This is a genomic window from Variovorax sp. GrIS 2.14, from assembly GCF_046115955.1.
Classification (GTDB): domain Bacteria; phylum Pseudomonadota; class Gammaproteobacteria; order Burkholderiales; family Burkholderiaceae_C; genus Variovorax.
In genome coordinates this window covers 1-20085 of the sequence record NZ_JBJXIA010000030.1, presented here as the reverse complement: position 1 = coordinate 20085, position 20085 = coordinate 1, and the positions used below count along the sequence as shown (strand labels likewise).

Sequence of the window (20085 nt, the reverse complement as noted above, 5' to 3'; positions counted from 1 at the left end):
CACGTCGAAGGCATAGAGGAAGCTCGCGAGCACCGCGACCGCCATGCCGATGCCGGCCACGGAGATGCCCGAGGACGCAGTCGCGGGCGACGACATGCGGTGCAGCCCGTACATGAAGAGCAAAGCCGCCGCGAGGTCGGCCGCGCCGATGCCGAGCGACGGCAGGGAGGCGAGCAGGGAGATGTCCATGTCAGCCCTTCTTCGCGTGCAGTCGCTTGACGGTCGCGGACTTGCCCGCCTTGGCGTGGCCGGCCTTGTGCGCGCTCGGCTTGAACATCGCCAGCATGCGGTCGGTCACCGCATAACCGCCGGCGGCGTTGCCCGCCCCGAGCAGCACGGCGAAGAAGCCGATCACCTGCTGCTGCACGGTGCTGGCGTTGAGCAAGGTGTAGATGCCGCCGACCACGACGATGCCGTGCACGAAGTTGGAACCCGACATCAGGGGCGTGTGCAGGATCGCCGGCACGCGGCCGATGATCACCCAGCCCGCGAAGCCGGCGAGCATGAAGATGTAGAGCGCGATGAAGCCGCCGATGGCGATATGGAAGTCCATGGGACGGGTCCTGGTTGAAGAGTTACGCCGGCGCGTGCTGCGGAGTGGTGGGTGTGGCGGGCTTGGAGTCGGGCTTGGCCGCTGCCGACTTCGCCGCCTTTGCCGCTTTTGCCGCAGCGTCCGTCGCCGCGCCCTTGTTCTCGCCCGCGTGCGTCATCACCGTCTTGGCCAGGATCTCGTCCGACCAGTCGATGGTGACGACGTTGTCCTTCACGAACAGCGCCAGCAGGTTGTATTGGTTCTTCGCGTAAAGCTCGCTCGCGTCTTCGCCGAGAAGCGACGGCACGTTGAGCGGCGCCACGATGCACACGCGCCCGACCTGGGCCGTCACGCCGGGCTGCGTGTCCTCGCAATTGCCGCCCCCCTCGGCGGAGAGGTCGACGATCACCGCACCGGCCTTCATCCCGCGGACCTGCGCACGGCTGACTAGCTTGGGCGAGGCCTTGCCGGGGATGGCGGCCGTCGTGATGACCAGATCGGCGGACTGGATGTGCTTGGTCAGCACGTCCGCGACCTTGGTCTTCTCGTCGGCCGTCAGTTCGCGGGCGTAGCCGCCGTCACCGGTCCCATCGACGCCGGTGTCGACGAAGGTCGCACCCAGCGACAGGACTTGCTCCTGCGTCTCGGGGCGCACGTCGTAGCCTTCGACCACGGCACCCAGCCGGTGCGCGGTGGCGACCGCCTCCAGGCCGGCCACGCCGAGCCCCATGACCAGCACATGGGCGGGCCCGATCGAGCCGGCGGCCGAGGTGATCTTCGGCACCACGCGCGCCAGGTGCGACATGCCGAGCGCCACCGCGTAGTAACCGGCCAGCGCCGACTGGCTCGACAGCGCGTCCATTGCCTGCGCCCGCGAGATGCGCGGCACGCGCTCCATGGCGAAGCAGGTGATCTTGCGTTCGAGCAGGCGCTTGACCAACGCCGGCTCGTTGTGGGCATAGACGAAGCAGACGAGGATCGAACTTTCCTTCATTGCATCGACCACCTCGAGTGCCGGCGGTTGCACGCACAGCACCACATCGGCGTCCTTGACAAGCGCGGCGCGGTCGGTGGTGAAGGCCACGTCCTTGAAGGCATCATCATCCAAATGGATGGCTGCGCCGGCGCCCGACTGCATGTGCAATCGGGCGCCGAGTTTCAACAGCTTGGGAACCACCGACGGCACCAGCGCCACGCGGCGCTCGTGGGGCTGGGTCTCGGTCAGAACCGCGACGTTGACGTACATGGTCAGGCTCCGTCGCTGTTCAGACCGGTGCCGGAAAATGCCCCGTGCGCACGAGCTTCTTGTTGACGAATTCCTGGATTCCCATGTTGCCCAACTCACGGCCATAGCCCGAGTTCTTGATGCCGCCAAAGGGCAGCTCAGCATCCGACCAGTCGATGTTGTTGACGAACATCATTCCGGTGTCCACTGCACTGGCTACACGCTTGCCGCGTGCCTCGTCCTGGGTCCACACCGACCCTCCGAGGCCGAAGTCGGAATCGTTGGCCAGGGCGATGGCCGCTGCCTCGTCCTTGACACGGTAGAACGACACCACCGGGCCGAAGAACTCGTCGCGGAAAGCCGGGTTGCCGGGTCGGATGTCGGTCAGGATCGTGGTCTGCATGAACGAGCCCGGACGTTCGATGCGCTTGCCACCCATCAGCAGCTTGGCGCCGCCCTTCACGGCGGCGTCTACCTGCTTGAGCAGCTGCACAAGCGCGTCTTCGGTGGACAGAGGACCGTGGGTCGTCTTCTCGTCCATCGGGTCGCCAGGCCTCAAGGCCTCCAGGGCAGTCTTGAACTTCGCCAGGAACTTGTCAGCAATCGACTCGACCGCGATGAAGCGCTTGGCCGCGCAGCAGGTCTGCCCGGCGTTGTACATACGGCCCCATACGGCCCACGGAATAACCTTCTCCAAATCGGCATCGTCGAGCACGATGAAGGCGTCGCTGCCGCCGAGTTCCATCGAGGTCTTCTTGAGGTTCTTGCCAGCCCGAGCGGCGATGCTCCGACCCGCGGCCACGCTGCCGGTCAGAGCCACGCCCTTGATCCGCGGGTCGTCGATGACCTGGTCGGACTGCTCGTGCGAGATCAGCAAGTTGGTGTAGGCGCCAACCGGCGCACCGGCATCGAGCAGCAGCTTCTCGAAAGCGATGGCACATTGCGGCACGCAGCCGGCATGCTTGACCACCACGGTGTTGCCCGCCATCAGATGCGGCCCGGCGACGCGGGCCAATTGGTAGTACGGGAAGTTCCACGGTTCGACGCAGAACAGCACGCCGAAGGGGCTGCTCTCCATGTGTGCGTCCCCATGCTTGGGGTGCAGCTTGACGGGCGCAAGAAAGGCCTCGCCGTGCTTGGCGTAATAGGCCAGGATGTCGGCGCTGAACTTGACTTCGCCGCGCGCTTCGTCGATGCGCTTGCCCATGTCCTGCGTCGCCAGTTTGGCGAACTCGTCGACGTGAGCAGCCATCAGCGAGGCGGCCTTGTTGATGATCGCGGCCCGCTCGGCGTAGCTCTTGTGCTTCCATTTCTCGAAGCAGCCCTGTGCCGCAGAGAGCGACTTTTCGAGCTGCACAGAGGTGAGGTGCTCGTAGCTCTTGAGCAGCTTGCCGGTGTTTGGATTGATGCTTTGATAGGTCATGGTGTTCTTTCACAGGTGGAGGTATCGCGGCTCACCGACACAGTCGGCAAACGCCAGGGAATCGAGACTAGGTGTCGTGCTGCGCACGGTCTGTGCGGTGAAACACACAGATCGCACGGCGCAAGCAGTCATACAGATCTCACGGACTCGAACTCGAACGCGCAGGCGGCCATCTACGAATGAAGACGCAGTACGTGGCTTTGTTGACGCACAGCAGGACTTTCAGAGCGGCAGATTGCGCGGCATGGTCACAAGCGCGCAGCGCAGTTCACTGGTGACGTGCTTTGTTTGAACGCATTGACCCGGGCCTCAAGCTCGACCCGAACCGATCGGCGTTGCTGGGTCAATGCATCGGGCTGCGCGCGCTCTGGGACCTCCGCGGCCATTCAGTCGCTGCTTCGACTGGCGCTCGGACGGCACGCCGCATTAACGCGGATGGCTCTCAATAAGGAATCTTGCTGGCGCAGGTACGAGTGGGCGACAACCTGCCGGTACGGCCCGGAGAAAAGGTCTCGGTCGACGGTGTCGTGATCGAAGCCGCCAGTGCGGTGGACGAGTTCATGCTCACGGGCGAATCCGTTTCGGTCTTCAAGCGAGTGGGCGGCAAGCTGATGGGTGCCACCTTCAACGACGAGTGAACTCGTTTTTCGGGCCGAACGCGTGGGCGCCGAGACGGTGATCTCCGGCATCGTGCACAGGGGCCCAGGCGCAGCGCTCGCGCGCGCCGATGAAGCACATTGCAGGCCGGGTGGCCGGCCATTTCGTCGGCGCCGTGGTCGCCGCCGCGTTGCCGCCTTCGTCTGCAGCGCACTCGGCGTGCCGCTCGCGGCGGGTGTGCTGTCTCCGTTCACCGGATGGTTGCTGTCGCCGATGTCGGCGGCGGCCGCCATGAGCCTGAGTTCGATTTCGATCATCTTCAATGCATTGCGGCTCCACCGTCGAGCAACATCGACGGCCACGGGACCCGCGCCGCGCGAATAAACAGCGTGCCGGGCGCCCAAGACTGGCCGTTCAGGACGGGGGCCTAGGTCGTCGGTTGCGCGCTGTATCGCGCCTCCTCGAGGTCGATCTCCCGTACCAGCCTGCCCTGCGTAGCTTCGTCGATCGCGTGGCTGTGACCCCGTCGAACGATCTCGTCGCGCTCGGCGCGCAGGCCTGCCAGTCGCAACTGCTGGTCGATCGCGCTGGCGTCCTTGCGGCGGGGCGCCGCGCCACCCTGGATGTCACGCAGCGCCATCCGCTGGCGATACAGCGCCACGATGCGGGTTGCGGCTTCGGCGTACAGGTCGGCGTCCGGAGACAGTCCGGCCGATGTCGCGGAGGAGCTCTTCGCCTTTTGCGCTGCCTCGATGGCGCGAATCGCCGCGCCGGCCGCTGCCGACCGGGCAAGGTCTTCCTCGGCGACATGCGAAGGCTCGGGCAGCGTCAGGCCTCGCAGTACGCGCGGCAGCAGCACCGTTGCCACGGTCAGCGAGACAACGATGACGCCCGCTGCCAACAAGATGGCAAGGTCCCGACCAGGGAATGGTGATCCGTCGGCCATTGCCAACGGCAGTGTCAAAACTCCGGCCAAGGTGATGGCACCCCGGACGCCAGCGACTGACATGGCTGCGACCACCCGCCATTGCGCGGCCCGCGGGACTTGCTTGAACGATCGCATGCCAAGAAAAGCCAGTTGCATCGAGGTCCAGACCCAGACGAACCGCAGTGCCGCCAGCGCGAGCACGATGCCCGACACGTAGACCGCGAGCCACCACGGGTTCTGGTGGCCAGTGATGCGCACGGTCTGTGCGGCGCCAGCCAATATGGCGGGAATCTGTTCACCCAGCAAAACAAAGACGCTGCCGTTCGCCACCAGCTGCAGCGTGTCCCATACCGCCGTCCGGCGAATCCGCGTCACGGCCTGCCAATGGGAGTGCGGGCTGTGGCCCATGGTGATGCCCGCCGCCACGGCGGCCAGGATGCCCGAACAATGCATGGCCTCGGCGAGTAGGTAGACCCCGAACGGGATCAGCACACTCACCAGAATCTGCGCGCCGCCGTCGTCGCCGACCAGAACCGAAGACGCCGATCGCGCTTTGGTCAACAGCCATGTCACTGCACAGCCGATCGACAGTCCGCCCAGGGCCACCCACAAAAAATCCAGTACCGCCTGCGAGAGCAGGAACGAGCCGGTCAGTGCCGCCGCCACCGCGAAGCGCATGCACACCAGTCCGGACGCATCGTTGAACAGAGCCTCGCCTTCGAGGATGCGCCGCATGCGCAGCGGAAGAGGCGTCTGGCCGGCAATGGCGGCGACGGCAATCGGGTCGGTGGGCGAAATGATCGCCGCCAACGCGAACCCCACCGCCAGCGGCATAGCGGGCACAAACCAGTGGATCAGCAGGCCCAGGCCGAGTACCGTGAAGACCACCAGACCCAGCGCCAGCGTGAGGATGGTGGGCGCCTCGCGCCGCAGGTCGTCCTTCGGAATGCGCCAACCGTCGAGAAACAGCAGCGGCGGCAGGAGCACCAGGAAAAAGACATCGGGGTCCAATGCAACCGATGAAAGTCCGGCGTAAAACACCCCGCCGCCGAGTGCGATCTGAACCAGCGGCACCGGCAAGCGCGTGACGCGCGCGAGCATTCGGCTGACCACGACCGACAGCAACAGGACCAGAACGAGACGCGTGGCATCCATGCCGGGACGCTCAGCGGTCCTGGGTCGTGCCGGCGGCCCCGGCACAGAACGCGGACATCTGCTCCGTGACCCGCTGCACGACCCGATCGGCAGCGACCACGCCGCCGCAGTTATCGGCGCTCGCAGGCTGTTCGATCTTGTCGAAAAAGCGCGTGGCCGGCACCTGGTTCGTGGGGTTGTCGCGCAGGTAACCGCGCAGCGTGAGCCGGACCGTGCTCGGCCCCATCACGAACTTCTGCTGCAAATGCGTCAACTCCGTCTCGAGCCGCCGATCGCAAGCAGTGCCGGTGGCCGCGTCATTTCCAGCACCGCATTGTTGGTTTGTCCGAGTTGCAGATGCACGAGCAATGTCGAGTAGGTCACGGGGTTCTTTCGGTGTGATTCATACAGAGACGATCGGCCTGTGGCGCGCACAGGTCTTGGCGCGTGAGCGGCAACGGACTCAGGCGGCCGTCGCGCTTGGTCGCCAGTACCTGGTACACGCCGATCTCACCGGATTCGAACTCCAGCGCACACGCCGCCATGTAGAGGCGCCAAACCCGGTAGGTCGGCTCGTTGACGTGCTGCAAGGCCTGCACGTGGTGTGACTGGAGGCGACCCACCCAGTGCCGCAGCGTCATTGCATAGTGACTGCGCAGCGACTGGACATCTTCGATCTCGAATCGGGTCGCTTCCATCACGCGCTGGACATTGCTGACCGTGTCAAGCTGGCCGTCCGGAAAAATGTAGCGGTTGATGAACTGGGTCGACAGCGTTTCTTTCCACCCCTCCACGTCGTGGGTGATGCCGTGGTTGAGAAACAGCCCGGCAGGTTTGAGCAACCGGTGCACGGCAGCAAAATAAGTGGGCAGGTTATCCAGCCCCACATGTTCGAACATGCCAACGCTTGACACCTTGTCGTAGCTCGACACACCGTCCAGATCGCGGTAGTCACGCAGCTCGACGGTGACCCGGTCCTGCAGTCCGGCACGGTCGATGCGCTCTTGCGCCAGAACCAGCTGTTCGCGGCTCAGGGTCACTCCATGCGCGTGGACGCCATAGTGCTTCGCCGCGTGTATCACCAGCGCACCCCAGCCGCAACCGATGTCCAGCAGCCGCTCCCCCGGCCGCGGCCTGAGTTTGCGGCAGATAAGATCGAGCTTGGCTGCCTGGGCCGCTTCGAGACTGTCGCTTGGCGATCCAAAGTAAGCGCAGGAGTACACCATCGCGGGGTCGAGCCACAAGGCATAGAACGCATTAGAAAGGTCGTAATGAAACTGAACGGCTGCACGGTTCTCGGACCTCGAATGGGCCTTTACCTGATCAGGCCTGAAAGGCGCGATATGCACTGCCTGGCTCGCCGGGTCGGCCGCGAAAAGAAGGCGTATGGCCTGCGGCAGAACACGCAGCAGGTCTCCCCACGAAAGCCGAATCTGCTGCAGATGGTCTTTCAGACGCAAGGCCTCGAAGAAGTCTCCTTCAATGTCAATGTCTCCGCGAAAGTAAGCCTCTGCAAGGCGCAAGCTGTCGCGGCCCAGCACCATCGAGCCGATCACGCGCGGATTACGGAACACCAGCGTGAACTGTGGCGCGGAAGTGGCGCCGCCAGCGCCGCCCAGCGGCACTGGCGTTCCGTCCCACAGACGGATGGCACCCGCGCCAGCAAAGCGATGAAACAGGCGCGCCAGCAGACCCGCTGCATCGTGCGCTGCGCGCCGGTGGTCAGTGGAGGGCAGGCGGTCGACACCGGAAGCGGCGCCCTCGGGCGCGCCACTCGCCAACGCGCCTGGCCCATCACCGATTGCCGTCTTCATGGATGCCCCTAGGCCGTCGCCTGCGCTGGGGCGTCCGCGGCAGGAAGACGGCGGGCCGTGGCACTGTGAGCGGCGACGCCCGGCTCGGCAGCAAAGGTTTGGGGTGGGCTCTTCATGGCCCGAGGCTAGTGGGCAGCCGCAGGCAGGGTCTGTGCGCTGGCGTACGGAAAGAGCGCCCGGACGCGGCCACCATCTGCAGATGCCTACCCCGCAAGAACCCGCACTGTCACAGAACGATGACGCAGACGAGCCGCCCCTCGCACAGGCACGCGACTGGACGGTGCACCGGGCCCGAATCACCGCCCCATTCAGCTATCTGGCGCCCGATGGTGCGCGCCGCGCCATCCCCAAAGGACCCTGTCTGGTCGAAAAGATGGAGGGTCCGCGCGTCGAGATCGTATGGGGTGCGCAGGGGCAGAACAGCACGGCCCTGTCGCTGGACGAAGCGGCGTTGGCGGAATCGCGTGGCCAGCTCATGCGGCTCGACTAAGGTGGGCACGCAAGGCGTGCCTGGTTTCCCGGACCCGATTCCGGTCATCGCAACGCGTGACGCTCGCCGGTTCCAAAAACACGGTCCCAGAATCCGGTTGTGACACCGAAGCAGCCCAGCACGGCGCGGTGATGGTGATGGTGTGACGCGTGCCAGCGCTTGCGCGATCGCATCCAGCCGGCGTCGGCACGCCAATGGGGTGTGCCATGGTGCAGTACCGCATACGACAGGTAGCCGACCAAGAAACCCAGTGTGAATGCCGTGGCCACCAGCGCGCGCGGACGCATGTGGTGTGCTTCGTGCCACCGTCGGAACGGTTGCAAGCGGTGCAGCAGGTACTCCACCAAAGTCCATCCCAGGCCTCCCAGCGCCGCCGAAGCGGCGATGACTGTGGCACTGGTTCGCAGGTGCGGCACGAGCAGACACGACGGCACAGCTATGCCCGTTCCATAAAAAACATAGTCCAGAACGTGGCCCGGGCGGCTGTGCTCGATACCGAAAAGACGCATGGATCGATTTCGTGCGCGCACCCTTCAGGCGAGCGCTACCTTGAAGGTTGAAGTGAAACAAAGACTGCGCACGGTCACTGGCGCCCTGTGGGGGGCAGCGCGCCCGAGGTTCAGGCCAGCGCCGCGGTCGTCGCACTACCGATCACCGCCCGCACCTTGTCCTGGTCCCGAGCGTCGCCGTGCACCAGCAGCACATACTTGTCCACCTTGAGGGCGGTTTCATAGCGGATCACCTGGTCCTTGGGCACACCGACCTGCGTGAGCGCAGCGCCGAGCGCGGAGAGACCGCCGACCACGACGGCGCCTTCGAGCGCGCCGACGAGCGCGGCCACCACCGGACCGGCCATCGCCACCAGACCGACGCCCGGCAGTACGAACACCGCGGGTGCGAGCAGCAATCCCCAGATGCCGCCCCAGAACGCGCCGGTACTGCCCCACGCCTTGACCTTGTCAGCGACGGTGTAGAAGCCGACGGGGTGCTCCTCGCTGTGGTACCCCTTGCCGATCAGCGACAGTTTCCTGACGTCGAAGCCCGACTGGCTCAGCGAGTTGATGGCGGCTTCGGCCAAAGCGCGCGTGTCGAAGATGTAGGCGGGGGATGTGTCTGCGGTCATGAAGATTCTTTCGTTGGTAGATAGATGGATCGATGAATTTTGCCGGTCGGCGAACTGGAGATGGGCAAGGCTGGCTACTACGCAGCGGGCGCTCTACTCGTAGGTAAGCGTCATCTTGTCGACGACATCACGCACCCCAGTGGCTCCCCAAGCGCAGCGCGTTGCGAGATCGCGTGCCGCCCAGCCGTTGACAGTTCCGGTCAGCGTGACATCGGCACCGTGTACCGCCACCGAGATGTCGCGCGCGTCGGCCCCGACCACACGCCGCAGGGCGGCCTCGATGTCCTGCTCGATCGTGCTCGGAATGTCCTTGGCCTTGAGGGTCATCTGATTGTTCACGCCAAGGACGCCCACCAAGTGACTGACGGCATCAATGGCGGCCTGCCGCTGAAACTGCCACTCGATCTCTCCGGACAGCGTGATCCAGCCGTGCTCCACCATCACCTTGAGCGCGTCGTTCGGAAGCGACGCGCGCCAGCTGAGCGCCGTCTCGGCCGAACGCGCAATGTCTGCGTCGGTTCGCTTGCCGAGTTCGGTCAGCTTGACGTTCAACGCGATGACCAGGGCCTGCACGCCGACGACCCGTTGCGCCGCGCTCTGGGCGATCCACTTCTCGGGAAAGCTGTTGACCTCGCCGGTCAGTGTCACCACGCCGTCCTTGACCGACACGCCAATCTCGGCGGCGTGGACGGAAGGCTCCCATTTCAGTTCAGCGATGACATCTTGCTGCAGGTCGCTGTCGGTTTTCATGGAGTGTGTCTTTCAATCGCGGAGGCTAATACACCAGCTTCCGCCTTGTGGCCCTGCCGGTCTGTGCGGTGGCACGCTTTCATTGACCGTGGCCAACCGCCGACCTGCGCGCTTGCGTGCGACATCGCACAGACCCCATCGCGGGGCCGGCGCAGGCTTCGGAGCTGACGACTCCAAAGCAAGTCTCTTCTTCCTTTATGGCCCACAAAAAGCAGATGCCCTACAGCCCTCCTGATTCGAACCCAAAGGCTTTTCTGCCAGACCATCTTCTGGGCGCTGGCGGTTCCGGTGTGCTCCTTGTGGAATACGGCGACTACGAATGCCCGGCCTGCAGCGAGGCCGAGCCCGTCACCCGGCTGTTGCTAGCCACGTACGGTGACCGGCTGACCTTCGCATACCGGCACTTTCCGCTGAGCCAGATCCATCCTCACGCGGAGCAGGCAGCAGAAGCGGCGGAGGCAGCATCCGCACAGGGCAAGTTCTGGGAAATGCACCAACTTCTGTTTACGCATTGGCAGCATCTGAGTGCGGCCATGTCGGCGCATTGCGCACAAACGTTGGGGCTCGACATGCCCCGCTTCAACGCGGAGATGGCCGAGCGCCGCTACCGGCAGCGCGTCATGGACCAGCGCGCCAGTGGTGAACGCCTTGGCGTGCGGGCGTCACCGGCCTTCTTTCTTAGCGGCGTGATCGTGGATGTGTCGTTCGGCCTCGAACACCTTGAAGCAACGGTTCGCCTTGCCTTGGAGCGGTCGTGACCGCCTCCTTCGCAGTGCCTACTGTGCGACCCGCCCGCACGGCGACGCAGGCAGGCGTCGTGATGGCCGCGCTTGCCGTCATCGCACTGATGGGCGTTGCCATCGAACACGTCGCCTCCACGCGGCTGACGCTGCTCTTTGCCACGGGTCTGGCGCTCGGCGCCGTGCTGTACCAGTCCCTGTTCGGATTTACATCGGCTTTCCGCGTGCTCTTGACGGCACGACGCAGCGCGGGCTTTCGGGCCCAGCTGGCCATGCTCGGCCTGGCGTGCATGCTGTTTTTCCCGGCGCTGTCGGTTGGCTCGTTGTTCGGGCAGCCGGTGGCCGGGTTCGTATCGCCGGCCGGTGTCTCGGTGGCCGTTGGCGCTTTCCTCTTCGGCATCGGCATGCAGATGGGCGGCGGTTGCGCTTCCGGCACCCTGTTTTCGGTGGGCGGCGGCAGCACGCGCATGCTGGTGACATTGCTCTTTTTCGTCATCGGCTCCGTGATCGGCATTACCCACCTGGCTTGGTGGCAAACGTGGCCGGCCCTTGCACCGGTGTCGCTGATCACCGTCCTGGGCTGGCCGGGCGCACTGACCGTCAACATCGCCCTTTTTGTGGCGGCCTACCTCATCGTGGCGCGCATGGAAAGCAGGCGCCATGGCGATGTCGAACCCATCGTGACCATCCGCAACGGGTCATGGCGAGAAGGTCCCTGGCCACTGTTGGCCGGCGCCCTCTGCCTGGCCGCCCTGAACTTCGCGACGCTGTGCCTTGCAGGCCGGCCCTGGGGCATCACGTCGGCGTTCGGCCTCTGGGGTGGCATGGTGCTGCAAGCCGCTGGCGTGCCGGTGCAAGGCTGGTCTGGCTACGCCGATCCAGCCATGCGGGGCGCGCTCGGCGGGCACCTGCTTGCCGACATCACCTCCGTCATGGACTTCGGCATCATGCTGGGTGCCATGGTTTGCGCAGGCCTTGCCGGCAAATTCAAACCCCATTGGCGTATCACAGGCCGTCACCTCTGCGCGTCGATCCTTGGCGGCCTGTTGCTGGGATATGGTGCACGGCTTGCCTACGGCTGCAACATCGGTGCCTTTTTCAGCGGCATCGCCTCGGGCAGTCTGCATGGCTGGTTGTGGATACTCTTCGCGCTGCCCGGCAACTGGGTCGGCATCCTGCTCAAGCCGGTGCTCGGACTCTCAGCACCACACGCCCAGCGCCTAGCCTGAGCGCACGGCGTCTCCCGCCGCGGCGTAAGCAATCCGAAGCGCGCGCGCATCGCACAGCGCGTGGTGGCGCGAGAGCGGCGCCCCGCGCTGGGTCACGAAGTAGGCCCGGGCCGCACGCTCGCCCGCCGCGAAGCCGTCGATGTTGTAGACATTGACGGGGGTAAGACGCCCGCGCAGCGAAATCCAGCCCGCGAGGTCAGCGTCCTGCACGGCGCGCGTCGCCAGCAGCCAATCCCGGTCGGACTCGAACGCCACCTCGATCCGCTCTCCCGGGCCGAGCGTGGTCGTGAGGTCGTACAGGTAGACCCACAGACGTGCCCCGAGCTCGGCGTAGCTGCAGGCCGCACCGGCGACCCGACCGAACTGGGACAGCACGGCCTCGAGGGCAAAGTCCGAGGCAGCCCGAAGGCGCTGGCTGTCAGTGACCTCGGCATAGAACTCCTTGTCGTTGCGACTTGCCCGGACCATCGCCAGCGACAGCAACTTCGGTTCTGCGGCCAGATCCGAAAATTCGGTGTCGAGGTAGACCATCATCGATGGACGCGTCGCACTTGGCATCTGAACCGCAGACAGGGCCGTGTCGCGCGCTTGGCCATTTGTCCCGAGCGCGGTGCACGGCACCGCATCTCGGACGTGCCGAATGTCAGCAACGGATCAGGCACACATGAGGCGTCACAGTTGCTGTGCATAGTCCCGCCGGTCAGCGGCATAGCAGCTGCATGCGGCGGCTTCAAGGCCCGGCCGGTCCAGCACCGTCATGTCCCCACGGCTGTACACGATCAGTCCGGCATCCTGCAGCGCCTTAGCCGCTCCGGTGACGCCGGCGCGGCGCACGCCCAGCATGTAGGCGAGGAATTCCTGCGTTACGCGAAACTTCTCCGAATGGGCTCGGTCCTGGCTCATCAGGAGCCAGCGCGCCAGCCGGGGTTTGATCAGATGGAACCGAAGGCATGCTGCCGACGAAGCCAGCTGCGCCATCAACACATAGATGTAACGGTCGATCGCGCGCCTTAGCAAATCGTTCGTCAGCAGGGTGCGCCGGAACGCAGTTGCATCCACACGCCACGCCGCGCCCGCAACCTGCACCAGAGCCTGCAGCGGGGTGCGGGACACGCCGAGTGCGAGATGTGCTCCCACCATGCCTTCACGCCCCACCATGCTGACCTCCAGCCCCGAATGACCGTCGGTGTTGGTAAGCAGGGAAACGAAGCTGTCCACCGGAAAGTAGTCATGGCGCATGACATCGCCGCGCTGACACAGGATCTGCCCGAGCTTGAGTTCCACGGGTTCGCAACCCGCAAGAAACAACGTGCGCCCGGCACGCGACATTTTCTGAATCAGGTAGTTCTGGGCACGAAGCAAGTTTGGCCTCCTTGAAGAACCTTTGACATTGAGGCATTGCCCGGGGCGCCGACTGTCTGGCAGCGCACACAGCTACTAAATCAGGCCGATCCGACGGTTCCGGTCACGTCGCAAGCGCAGCGGCTTAGACCGGCTTGAGCGGATCGGGTGACCAAACCGGTCGTTCAGCGCGCAGGCTGTCCACGACCACCACGTAGCGCCCTGCACCCTGCACGGGCGTCCGGTCGGTCGACAGGATCCAGAGCGGGCGCTGTTGTGTTTGCGTCGTCTCATAGTCTGCGTCGAGCAGACCAAAGTGGTCGAGAAGCCGATTCAGCGATTCCGGTATCCGGATGCAGCCCTTGGACTGAACGCTCCCCAGTTGCGGCTGTGCCAGCTCGACATCGGTAGCATGCATCTGCAGACGCATGGTGCTGCTCCCGCCCTTGCCCCAGCCACGTAAGGCCTGCTGCCAGCCCAGGTCATAAATGCGCAGGCCCTTGGACCCATAACCCCGGAAACCCTTCTCGTTTTTTGTTCCCTCGGCCCGGAAATCCGGGTTGGAAGGCGTGTGGGCGAATGCGCCCAACGGCGTTTCGAAATGGTCGAACTGGCCGACGCGCCCCGTCGACACCGGCGAAGCCCCGATCAGCAAGGCAGGCGCACCGACCGGGAGCCAGTAAATCATGATGGCCTGCACCAACGGGCTGCGGTCGATCACGGCCACATACTGTGAAGTCACCAGGTCAATCCCCTGCTGGGTGAGGGCCGAGCGGGTAAGTGCCGCATAGCGGGCCAATTCGTCCGGCGGCAGCTCAAGACGCTGCACCACTCGCTGCTGGTATGCCGCCTGCAATCCGGACGGGCTGTCTGCCGCTTCCTGCCCACCGGCTGCAGAAAGCGCAAAAAACATAGTGGTGCAAAGCAGCAGAATCGCATTGGCGGCGCTTCGAGGGGTCATTGAGGCTTGCGGGCGGTAGCTGCCACGCCGTGATGAAGTCAGCATGGAGTTTCAGCGAAAGCGGCGACACTGACCGTCTGCCACCGCACGCAGTGCTCCCGCACCGGAGCGCTTGCACATCCTAGCGCCACGCTATGTTGCTCAACGCACCGACAACGCCGCAGCAATCAGTATCCTTAGCGCGCTATGGCGCTCTGATCGGGGGCGCACCCCAAAGAAAACCTTATGCACGGCGATTCCAACCACAACCCGTACGCTTCACTTGCATCCGTCGGACACGGGGTCGCCCCTGAAACGCAGCGCGCCGACGCTCTGCTCCAGGCCAATGCGTTGCAAGCCGCCATTTTCAACAGCGTGATGTTCTCGAAGATCGCCACCGACGCTAAGGGTGTCATCCAGATCTTCAACGTGGGTGCCGAGCGAATGTTGGGCTACCTTGCCTGCGATGTGGTGAACAAAATCACCCCCGCCGACATTTCGGACCCGAGGGAGGTGATTGCCCGGGCAAAGGCGCTCAGCCTGGAACTGTCCGCACCAATCGCTCCAGGCTTCGAGGCGCTCGTCTACAAGGCTTCGCGTGGCATCGAGGACATCTACGAGCTGACCTACGTGCGCAAGGATGGAAGCCGCTTTCCCGCCGTGGTTTCCGTCACAGCCCTGCGCGATGCGCGCGATGTCATCATCGGATATCTCCTGATCGGCAGCGACAACACGGCGCGCCAGCAGGCCAAGAAAGCCCTGCACGACAGCGAATCGCGCCTTAACTTTGCGCTGGAGATGAGCCATACCGGCGGCTGGGACCTCGATCTTGTCGACCTCTCAGCACGCCAGACGCTGGAGCACGATCGCATCTTCGGGTATGACACGTTAGTGCCGCGCTGGAGCTATGAAGTGTTCCTCGACCATGTGCTGCCAGAAGACCGGGCTGATGTAAACAGGCGTTTTCGCGACGCTATCGAGCATCGGACCGAGTGGCGTTTCGACTGCCGCATTCGTCGGGTCGATGGCGAAATACGCTGGATCTTGGGCACCGGGATGCATCAGCGTAACGAGGACGGACAGTGCCTTCGTATGTCCGGCATCGTGCAGGACATCACCACCCGCAAGCGTGCCGAAGAGGCGCTGCTTGAAATCAACATCAAACTAGAAAGCGCCAAATCTGCGGCCGAGAAGGCCAACCTTGCCAAATCGGATTTCTTGTCCAGCATGAGCCACGAACTGCGCTCACCGCTCAATGCGATCCTTGGCTTTGCGCAGCTGATGGATTCGGGCTCACCGCCACCCACGGTCTCGCAGAAGGAAAGCATTGACCAGATTCTTCAGGCGGGCTGGTACCTGCTGCAGTTGATCAACGAGATCCTCGACCTTTCACTGATCGAATCCGGCAAGCTGTCACTTTCGCCCGAATCGATGGCGCTCTCCGATGTGCTCAGCGACTGTCATGCCATGATCGAGCCGCAAGCTGCCAAGCGCAGCATCGTGCTGCAGTTTCCTGAGACCGAGTTCCCACAATTTGTCAAGGCGGACAGGACACGCCTCAAACAGGTCATCGTCAACCTGCTGTCCAACGCCATCAAGTACAACCGGCCTAATGGCCGCGTGGACATCGCCTACCACGCTGCAGAGGCAGGCCGCATCCGCATCAGCTTCCAGGACACGGGCAGGGGGTTGCCGCCCGAGAAACTGTCCCAGCTCTTTCAGCCGTTCAACCGGCTGGGACAGGAGATCGGCAGCGAGGAGGGAACCGGCATTGGCCTGGTGGTGAGCAAGCGCCTGGTGGAATTGATGGACGGCGCCATTGGTGCGGACAGCACCGTCGGCGTGGGAAGCACTTTCTGGATAGAGCTGGGGGAAGCAAGTGCTACAGCCCTTGCGCCGGACGACGGCGATTTTGCTGACGCGTCACCCACTGCACTGGCCTCGTGCATTCCGCTCCGCACGCTTCTTTGCGTGGAGGACAATCCGGCAAACCTCCTGCTAATCGAAAAGCTGGTCGAACGTCGCCCCGACATTCGACTCCTGAGCGCCCGCAGCGCGGAACACGGAGTCGAGCTCGCGCGCCTCGCGCGGCCCGATGTGATCCTCATGGACATCAATCTTCCAGGCATGAGCGGACTTACAGCGCTGGAGCGGCTGTCGGAGGATCCACTGACCGCGCACACGCCGGTCGTCGCCCTCAGCGCCAACGCGATGGCGAGAGATATCGAGAAGGGGCTCCAAGCCGGCTTTTTCGCCTACCTCACCAAGCCGATCAGGGTCCAGGCGTTTATGGTCACGCTGGACTCAGCGATAAACGCAAGCGAGAGACACTCCCTCTCCTAAGTGGCCAAGGAGATCCAATGATGCTCAACGTTCCTGACATTCTCGAAGCCCGCATCCTCATCGTCGACGACGAGCCCGCCAACGTGCAACTGCTGGTGAGATTTCTTGCCGAGGCAGGCTACACACAGGTAGTGGTCACGACGTTGCCGCAGGAAGTCGAACCGCTGCATCGCAAGAACGCCTTCGACTTGATTCTGCTCGACTTGCAGATGCCCGTCATGGACGGTTTCGAGGTCATGGAAAGGCTCAAGACCGTGGAGTCGGATGCCTACCTGCCCGTGATCGTGCTCACAGCGCAGCCTGGCCACAAGCTTCGCGCACTCCAGGCAGGTGCCAAGGACTTCATCAGTAAACCGTTCGATCTCATCGAGGTGCGCACGCGCATTCACAACATGCTCGAAGTTCGCCTTCTCTATCGGGAACTTGCACGTTACAACGAATTGCTCGAACAGACGGTGAAGGAGCGCACCGCAGAGCTTCGCGACAGCGAGGCCCGTTACCGCCGCCTGACCGAACTGGCATCGGACTGGCACTGGGAACAGGATGCCGAAGGAAACCTGCTGAATGTGCAGGGCTCCGCGATGGAGATGCTGGGCCTGAACTTCGACCATGCGCTCGTGCGTGACCCATGCGCAAATCCAGGTCGCTCCACGGGATGGGACGAAACACAACGGCAGGCACTGCAGCAACTCATCGCGGCCAGACAGCCTTTTCTGGACTTCGTGTTCACCCGGACCGGCCCCGACGGGGTCCAACAGTACTTTCGCGTGAGCGGAGAACCCATTTTCAACCAGGCAAGCCTGTTCATCGGCTACCGCGGCATCGGCATTGAATTTGCCGAACAGGGATACGCCGCAGGCATCGGCGCGTAAATACATGGCCATGTTCCAAGACCCTCGAGAAAACCTCCTGCTCGACGCGCTACCCCTGGAAGATTTTTCGGCCATTGCCGCCTTTCTGGAACCGGTCACCTTGCGACTTGGCGACCATCTGTATGGGCCCGGCACATCTCTACAGCACGCCTATTTTCCTGGCACGTCCATCATTTCCCTCCAGTACGCCACCGCATCGGGCGCGTCATCGGAAACATCTGGCGTGGGACGCGAAGGCGTGGTCGGGATCAGCCTGTTCATGGGCGGAGGAATGCTGCCTGGCAGCGCCGTAGTCCAGACGGCCGGCCGGGCCTTCAGGCTGGAGCGCGCCCGCCTGCAACAAGTTTTTGGGAAGAGCGCGAAACTGCGCCGGCTCCTGCTGCGCTACGTGCAGGCCTTGATCACGCAAACCACCCAAACTGCTGCCTGCAACCGGTTCCACTCGGTGGAGCAGCAGCTGTGCCGATGGCTCCTTATGACCCTTGACCGTATCCCATCGGGCCAGCTGGTGATGACACAGGAACTCATCGGCTCGATGCTCGGTGTTCGCCGCGAAGGCATCACAGAGGCGGCGGGCCGGCTACAGCAGGACGGCCACATCCGTTACCGTCGTGGTCATATCTCTGTGCTGGACCGGGCAGGCTTGGCGGCACGCACCTGCGAGTGCTACGCAGTTGTGAAAACAGAAATGGGCCGGCTGCTGCATCACGAGCGGCTGCCGGGGGCGGCCAGTGGGCTGGTCCATCCGGCACGACAGGCACTGTCCGACGCCCGGGAATCGGGCGCTTAACGCCGCCATTGAGACCAGTGGCCGTATCCAGGGGCCCACCGCGAACGGCCTTTCAACGGCATGGGACACGCCTGGCTTGCCTAGATCGCCTGCCTGTCCGGCAGCAGCCGGCCAAGTCATCTTGAAGCCAGGAGGTGCAGATGGCATTGTGTCCACATGAATGATGCGGACACGATGGATAGAGTGATCAAGAGAGTTCCCCGGCGTCAACACGGTGCCGAATTCAAAGCCCGAACGCTCCAGGCACGCAGACAGCCGGACGTCTCCGTTGCCGCCATCGCGCGACAGCACGACCGCAATGCAAACGTCGTGCACCGATGGCGCGTCAACGAACGCAACACCGTGGCGCCGATTGCAGCCGTCTCACAGACGGCCAGTCCGTCGGGCTTTGTCGCCGTCAGCTTCCACCCCGAAACACCCGCGCCTGCCGAACCCATGCCGCTGCCCGACATTCGTATCGAGCTCCAGCGCGGCAACGCCACCGCCGTGGTGCACTGGCCGGTGCAGGCGGCAGCGTCCTGCGCCGCCTGGTTGCACGAGTGGCTCCGGTGAGCGGCCCATGATCCGCATCGAGGCGATCTGGTTGGCCATCGAACCGATCGACATGCGCGCAGGCGTCGACACTGCCCTGGCGCGCGTCGTCAAGGTCTTCGGTGCTGCGAAGGCACACCATGCCTATCTCTTTGCCAACCGACGCGCCAACCGCATGAAGGTGCTCGTGCACGACGGCTTCGGCCTGTGGCTGTGCGCGCGCCGGCTGCACCAGGGCCATTTCGTTTGGCCGCATTTGACATCGACATCGATGTCAGTACCGGGCACGCCCGACGCACCACCATCCTTGACGCTGAGCCGCGCGCAACTCGACGCCCTGGTGCTTGGCCTGCCCTGGCAGCGCCTCGCAGATGCAGGTGCCGGTGCGGGTGCAATCCACATCATCTGAGCTTGCGTTGCCACTGACTTTGCGCGGCAAGTTCATTGGCATCGCCCTGCAATCGGTGGCTGCCCCGATAGGCAAGAAGACGCCTGTGCGGCACCATCGAGGCCACGGTGAATGCGACCAAGATCAATGACCTCGATGGACTCGACGCAGTGCAACTGCGCGAAGTCTTGCGCGGCCTGATCGAACGCGCTGGCCATCAGCAACGCGTCATCGAAGCGCACGACCGGATCATCGCCACCAAGGATCGCGAGATCCACTTCAAGCAAACCAAGGTCGACCAACTCACCCACGAGATCGCCATGCTGCGGCGCTGGAAGTTCGCTGCGTGCAGCGAGCGCCTCAACGCCGGACAGCGCAGCTTGCTGGACGAAACCCTGGACGCCGACATCGCGGCCATCGAGCAGGAGCTCGAACAACTCGCTTCGGTGCCAGGCGCCGAGAAGACCAAACAAGTTCCGCGTCGCGCGCCACTGCCGGCGCACCTGCCACGCACCGAGGTTCACCACGAACCCGAGAACACCACTTGCGCGTGCGGCTGCGCGCTGCAGCGCATTGGCCAGGACATGGCCGAGCGACTGGACTACGTGCCCGGCGTCTTCACGGTCGAGCGCCACATTCGCGGCAAATGGGCCTGCACGACCTGCCAGACGCTGATGCAGGCACCAGTGCCTGCGCAGATCATTGACAAGGGCATCCCCACGGCCGGCCTGCTGGCCCAAGTGATGGTGGCCAAGTACGCTGATCACTTGCCGCTGTACCGTCAGGAGAGCATCTTCGGACGCGCCGGCTTCGCCATTCCGCGTTCCACGCTGGGTGCCTGGGTGGGCATGTGTGGGGTGCAGTTGCAGCCGCTGGTCGATGCGCTCAGGTCTGC

21 protein-coding genes and 2 pseudogenes are annotated in these 20085 nt (G+C 64.0%); 10 read left to right on the top strand and 13 right to left on the bottom strand.

What is annotated here, in order from left to right; genetic code table 11:
• From RCH10_RS25020 to RCH10_RS25005, 4 genes and pseudogenes are all read right to left on the bottom strand, one after another.
• A pseudogene (locus RCH10_RS25020) lies at positions 1 to 189 on the bottom strand (NAD(P)(+) transhydrogenase (Re/Si-specific) subunit beta); the annotation flags it as partial.
• A gap of 1 nt (position 190) precedes the next feature.
• Positions 191 to 553, bottom strand: a complete 363-nt coding sequence (locus RCH10_RS25015) for an NAD(P) transhydrogenase subunit alpha (protein ID WP_323498704.1) — start codon at positions 551 to 553, stop codon at positions 191 to 193.
• Between the two features lie 22 nt (positions 554 to 575).
• The gene (locus RCH10_RS25010; protein ID WP_323502242.1) at positions 576 to 1778 is read right to left on the bottom strand and encodes an NAD(P) transhydrogenase subunit alpha; all 1203 of its coding nucleotides are present in this window, start codon (positions 1776 to 1778) and stop codon (positions 576 to 578) included.
• 19 nt (positions 1779 to 1797) lie between these two features.
• A complete protein-coding gene (locus tag RCH10_RS25005) occupies positions 1798 to 3180 on the bottom strand; it encodes an NAD-dependent succinate-semialdehyde dehydrogenase (protein WP_409054477.1) in 1383 nt (460 codons plus the stop codon).
• 360 nt (positions 3181 to 3540) lie between these two features.
• Here RCH10_RS25005 and RCH10_RS25000 point away from each other — a divergent pair.
• Positions 3541 to 3970 (top strand): annotated as a pseudogene (locus tag RCH10_RS25000) (hypothetical protein); the annotation flags it as partial.
• Between the two features lie 234 nt (positions 3971 to 4204).
• On the opposite strand, the gene RCH10_RS24995 reads toward RCH10_RS25000, so the two are convergent.
• From RCH10_RS24995 to RCH10_RS24985, 3 genes are all read right to left on the bottom strand, one after another.
• A complete protein-coding gene (locus tag RCH10_RS24995; protein WP_323502243.1) occupies positions 4205 to 5860 on the bottom strand; it encodes a Na+/H+ antiporter in 1656 nt (551 codons plus the stop codon).
• Between the two features lie 10 nt (positions 5861 to 5870).
• Positions 5871 to 6113: a hypothetical protein gene (locus tag RCH10_RS24990; protein ID WP_323498698.1), complete on the bottom strand. Its 243-nt coding sequence runs from the start codon at positions 6111 to 6113 to the stop codon at positions 5871 to 5873.
• 106 nt (positions 6114 to 6219) lie between these two features.
• Positions 6220 to 7653, bottom strand: a complete 1434-nt coding sequence (locus tag RCH10_RS24985; protein ID WP_323502246.1) for a class I SAM-dependent methyltransferase — start codon at positions 7651 to 7653, stop codon at positions 6220 to 6222.
• A gap of 199 nt (positions 7654 to 7852) precedes the next feature.
• Here RCH10_RS24985 and RCH10_RS24980 point away from each other — a divergent pair, with 199 nt between their 5' ends.
• Positions 7853 to 8143, top strand: coding sequence for a hypothetical protein (locus tag RCH10_RS24980; protein WP_323498695.1), 291 nt, complete (start codon positions 7853 to 7855; stop codon positions 8141 to 8143).
• A 44-nt stretch (positions 8144 to 8187) separates the two neighbouring features.
• Here the strand turns inward: RCH10_RS24980 and RCH10_RS24975 are convergent, their stop codons facing one another.
• The 3 genes from RCH10_RS24975 to RCH10_RS24965 form a co-directional block, all read right to left on the bottom strand.
• On the bottom strand, positions 8188 to 8652 hold the full coding sequence (locus tag RCH10_RS24975; protein ID WP_409054476.1) for a sterol desaturase family protein: 465 nt from the start codon (positions 8650 to 8652) through the stop codon (positions 8188 to 8190).
• A gap of 110 nt (positions 8653 to 8762) precedes the next feature.
• Positions 8763 to 9266 (bottom strand): DUF1269 domain-containing protein, encoded by a 504-nt coding sequence (locus tag RCH10_RS24970; RefSeq protein WP_323498693.1) that lies wholly within the window; start codon positions 9264 to 9266, stop codon positions 8763 to 8765.
• A 93-nt stretch (positions 9267 to 9359) separates the two neighbouring features.
• Positions 9360 to 10016 carry a BON domain-containing protein gene (locus RCH10_RS24965; RefSeq protein ID WP_323498691.1) on the bottom strand — a complete coding sequence of 219 codons (657 nt, stop codon included), beginning with the start codon at positions 10014 to 10016 and terminating at the stop codon, positions 9360 to 9362.
• 215 nt (positions 10017 to 10231) lie between these two features.
• Here RCH10_RS24965 and RCH10_RS24960 point away from each other — a divergent pair, with 215 nt between their 5' ends.
• Positions 10232 to 10774 (top strand): thioredoxin domain-containing protein, encoded by a 543-nt coding sequence (locus RCH10_RS24960; RefSeq protein WP_323498690.1) that lies wholly within the window; start codon positions 10232 to 10234, stop codon positions 10772 to 10774.
• A complete protein-coding gene (locus RCH10_RS24955) occupies positions 10771 to 11985 on the top strand; it encodes a YeeE/YedE family protein (protein ID WP_323498688.1) in 1215 nt (404 codons plus the stop codon). Before RCH10_RS24960 ends, RCH10_RS24955 begins: the two co-directional genes overlap by 4 nt.
• Here RCH10_RS24955 and RCH10_RS24950 read toward each other — a convergent pair.
• From RCH10_RS24950 to RCH10_RS24940, 3 genes are all read right to left on the bottom strand, one after another.
• Positions 11977 to 12519, bottom strand: coding sequence for a hypothetical protein (locus RCH10_RS24950; protein WP_323502247.1), 543 nt, complete (start codon positions 12517 to 12519; stop codon positions 11977 to 11979). The two genes, RCH10_RS24955 and RCH10_RS24950, sit on opposite strands and share 9 nt — an antisense overlap.
• Positions 12520 to 12657: 138 nt before the next feature.
• Positions 12658 to 13347 (bottom strand): Crp/Fnr family transcriptional regulator, encoded by a 690-nt coding sequence (locus RCH10_RS24945; RefSeq protein ID WP_323498686.1) that lies wholly within the window; start codon positions 13345 to 13347, stop codon positions 12658 to 12660.
• 124 nt (positions 13348 to 13471) lie between these two features.
• Positions 13472 to 14332 (bottom strand): L,D-transpeptidase, encoded by an 861-nt coding sequence (locus RCH10_RS24940; protein WP_323498684.1) that lies wholly within the window; start codon positions 14330 to 14332, stop codon positions 13472 to 13474.
• A 180-nt stretch (positions 14333 to 14512) separates the two neighbouring features.
• Here RCH10_RS24940 and RCH10_RS24935 point away from each other — a divergent pair, with 180 nt between their 5' ends.
• The 6 genes from RCH10_RS24935 to RCH10_RS24910 all read left to right on the top strand — a co-directional run.
• Positions 14513 to 16609: an ATP-binding protein gene (locus RCH10_RS24935; RefSeq protein WP_323498683.1), complete on the top strand. Its 2097-nt coding sequence runs from the start codon at positions 14513 to 14515 to the stop codon at positions 16607 to 16609.
• A 20-nt stretch (positions 16610 to 16629) separates the two neighbouring features.
• A complete protein-coding gene (locus RCH10_RS24930; RefSeq protein WP_323502252.1) occupies positions 16630 to 17481 on the top strand; it encodes a response regulator in 852 nt (283 codons plus the stop codon).
• A 4-nt stretch (positions 17482 to 17485) separates the two neighbouring features.
• Complete coding sequence (locus tag RCH10_RS24925) at positions 17486 to 18271, top strand: Crp/Fnr family transcriptional regulator (protein ID WP_323498681.1); 786 nt, start codon at positions 17486 to 17488, stop codon at positions 18269 to 18271.
• A gap of 183 nt (positions 18272 to 18454) precedes the next feature.
• A complete protein-coding gene (locus RCH10_RS24920; RefSeq protein WP_409054475.1) occupies positions 18455 to 18823 on the top strand; it encodes a transposase in 369 nt (122 codons plus the stop codon).
• A gap of 7 nt (positions 18824 to 18830) precedes the next feature.
• The gene (gene tnpB, locus RCH10_RS24915) at positions 18831 to 19211 is read left to right on the top strand and encodes an IS66 family insertion sequence element accessory protein TnpB (RefSeq protein WP_409054474.1); all 381 of its coding nucleotides are present in this window, start codon (positions 18831 to 18833) and stop codon (positions 19209 to 19211) included.
• A gap of 107 nt (positions 19212 to 19318) precedes the next feature.
• Positions 19319 to 20085, top strand: a 767-nt coding sequence (locus RCH10_RS24910) for a transposase (protein ID WP_409054473.1), incomplete at its 3' end; no start/stop codon positions are given.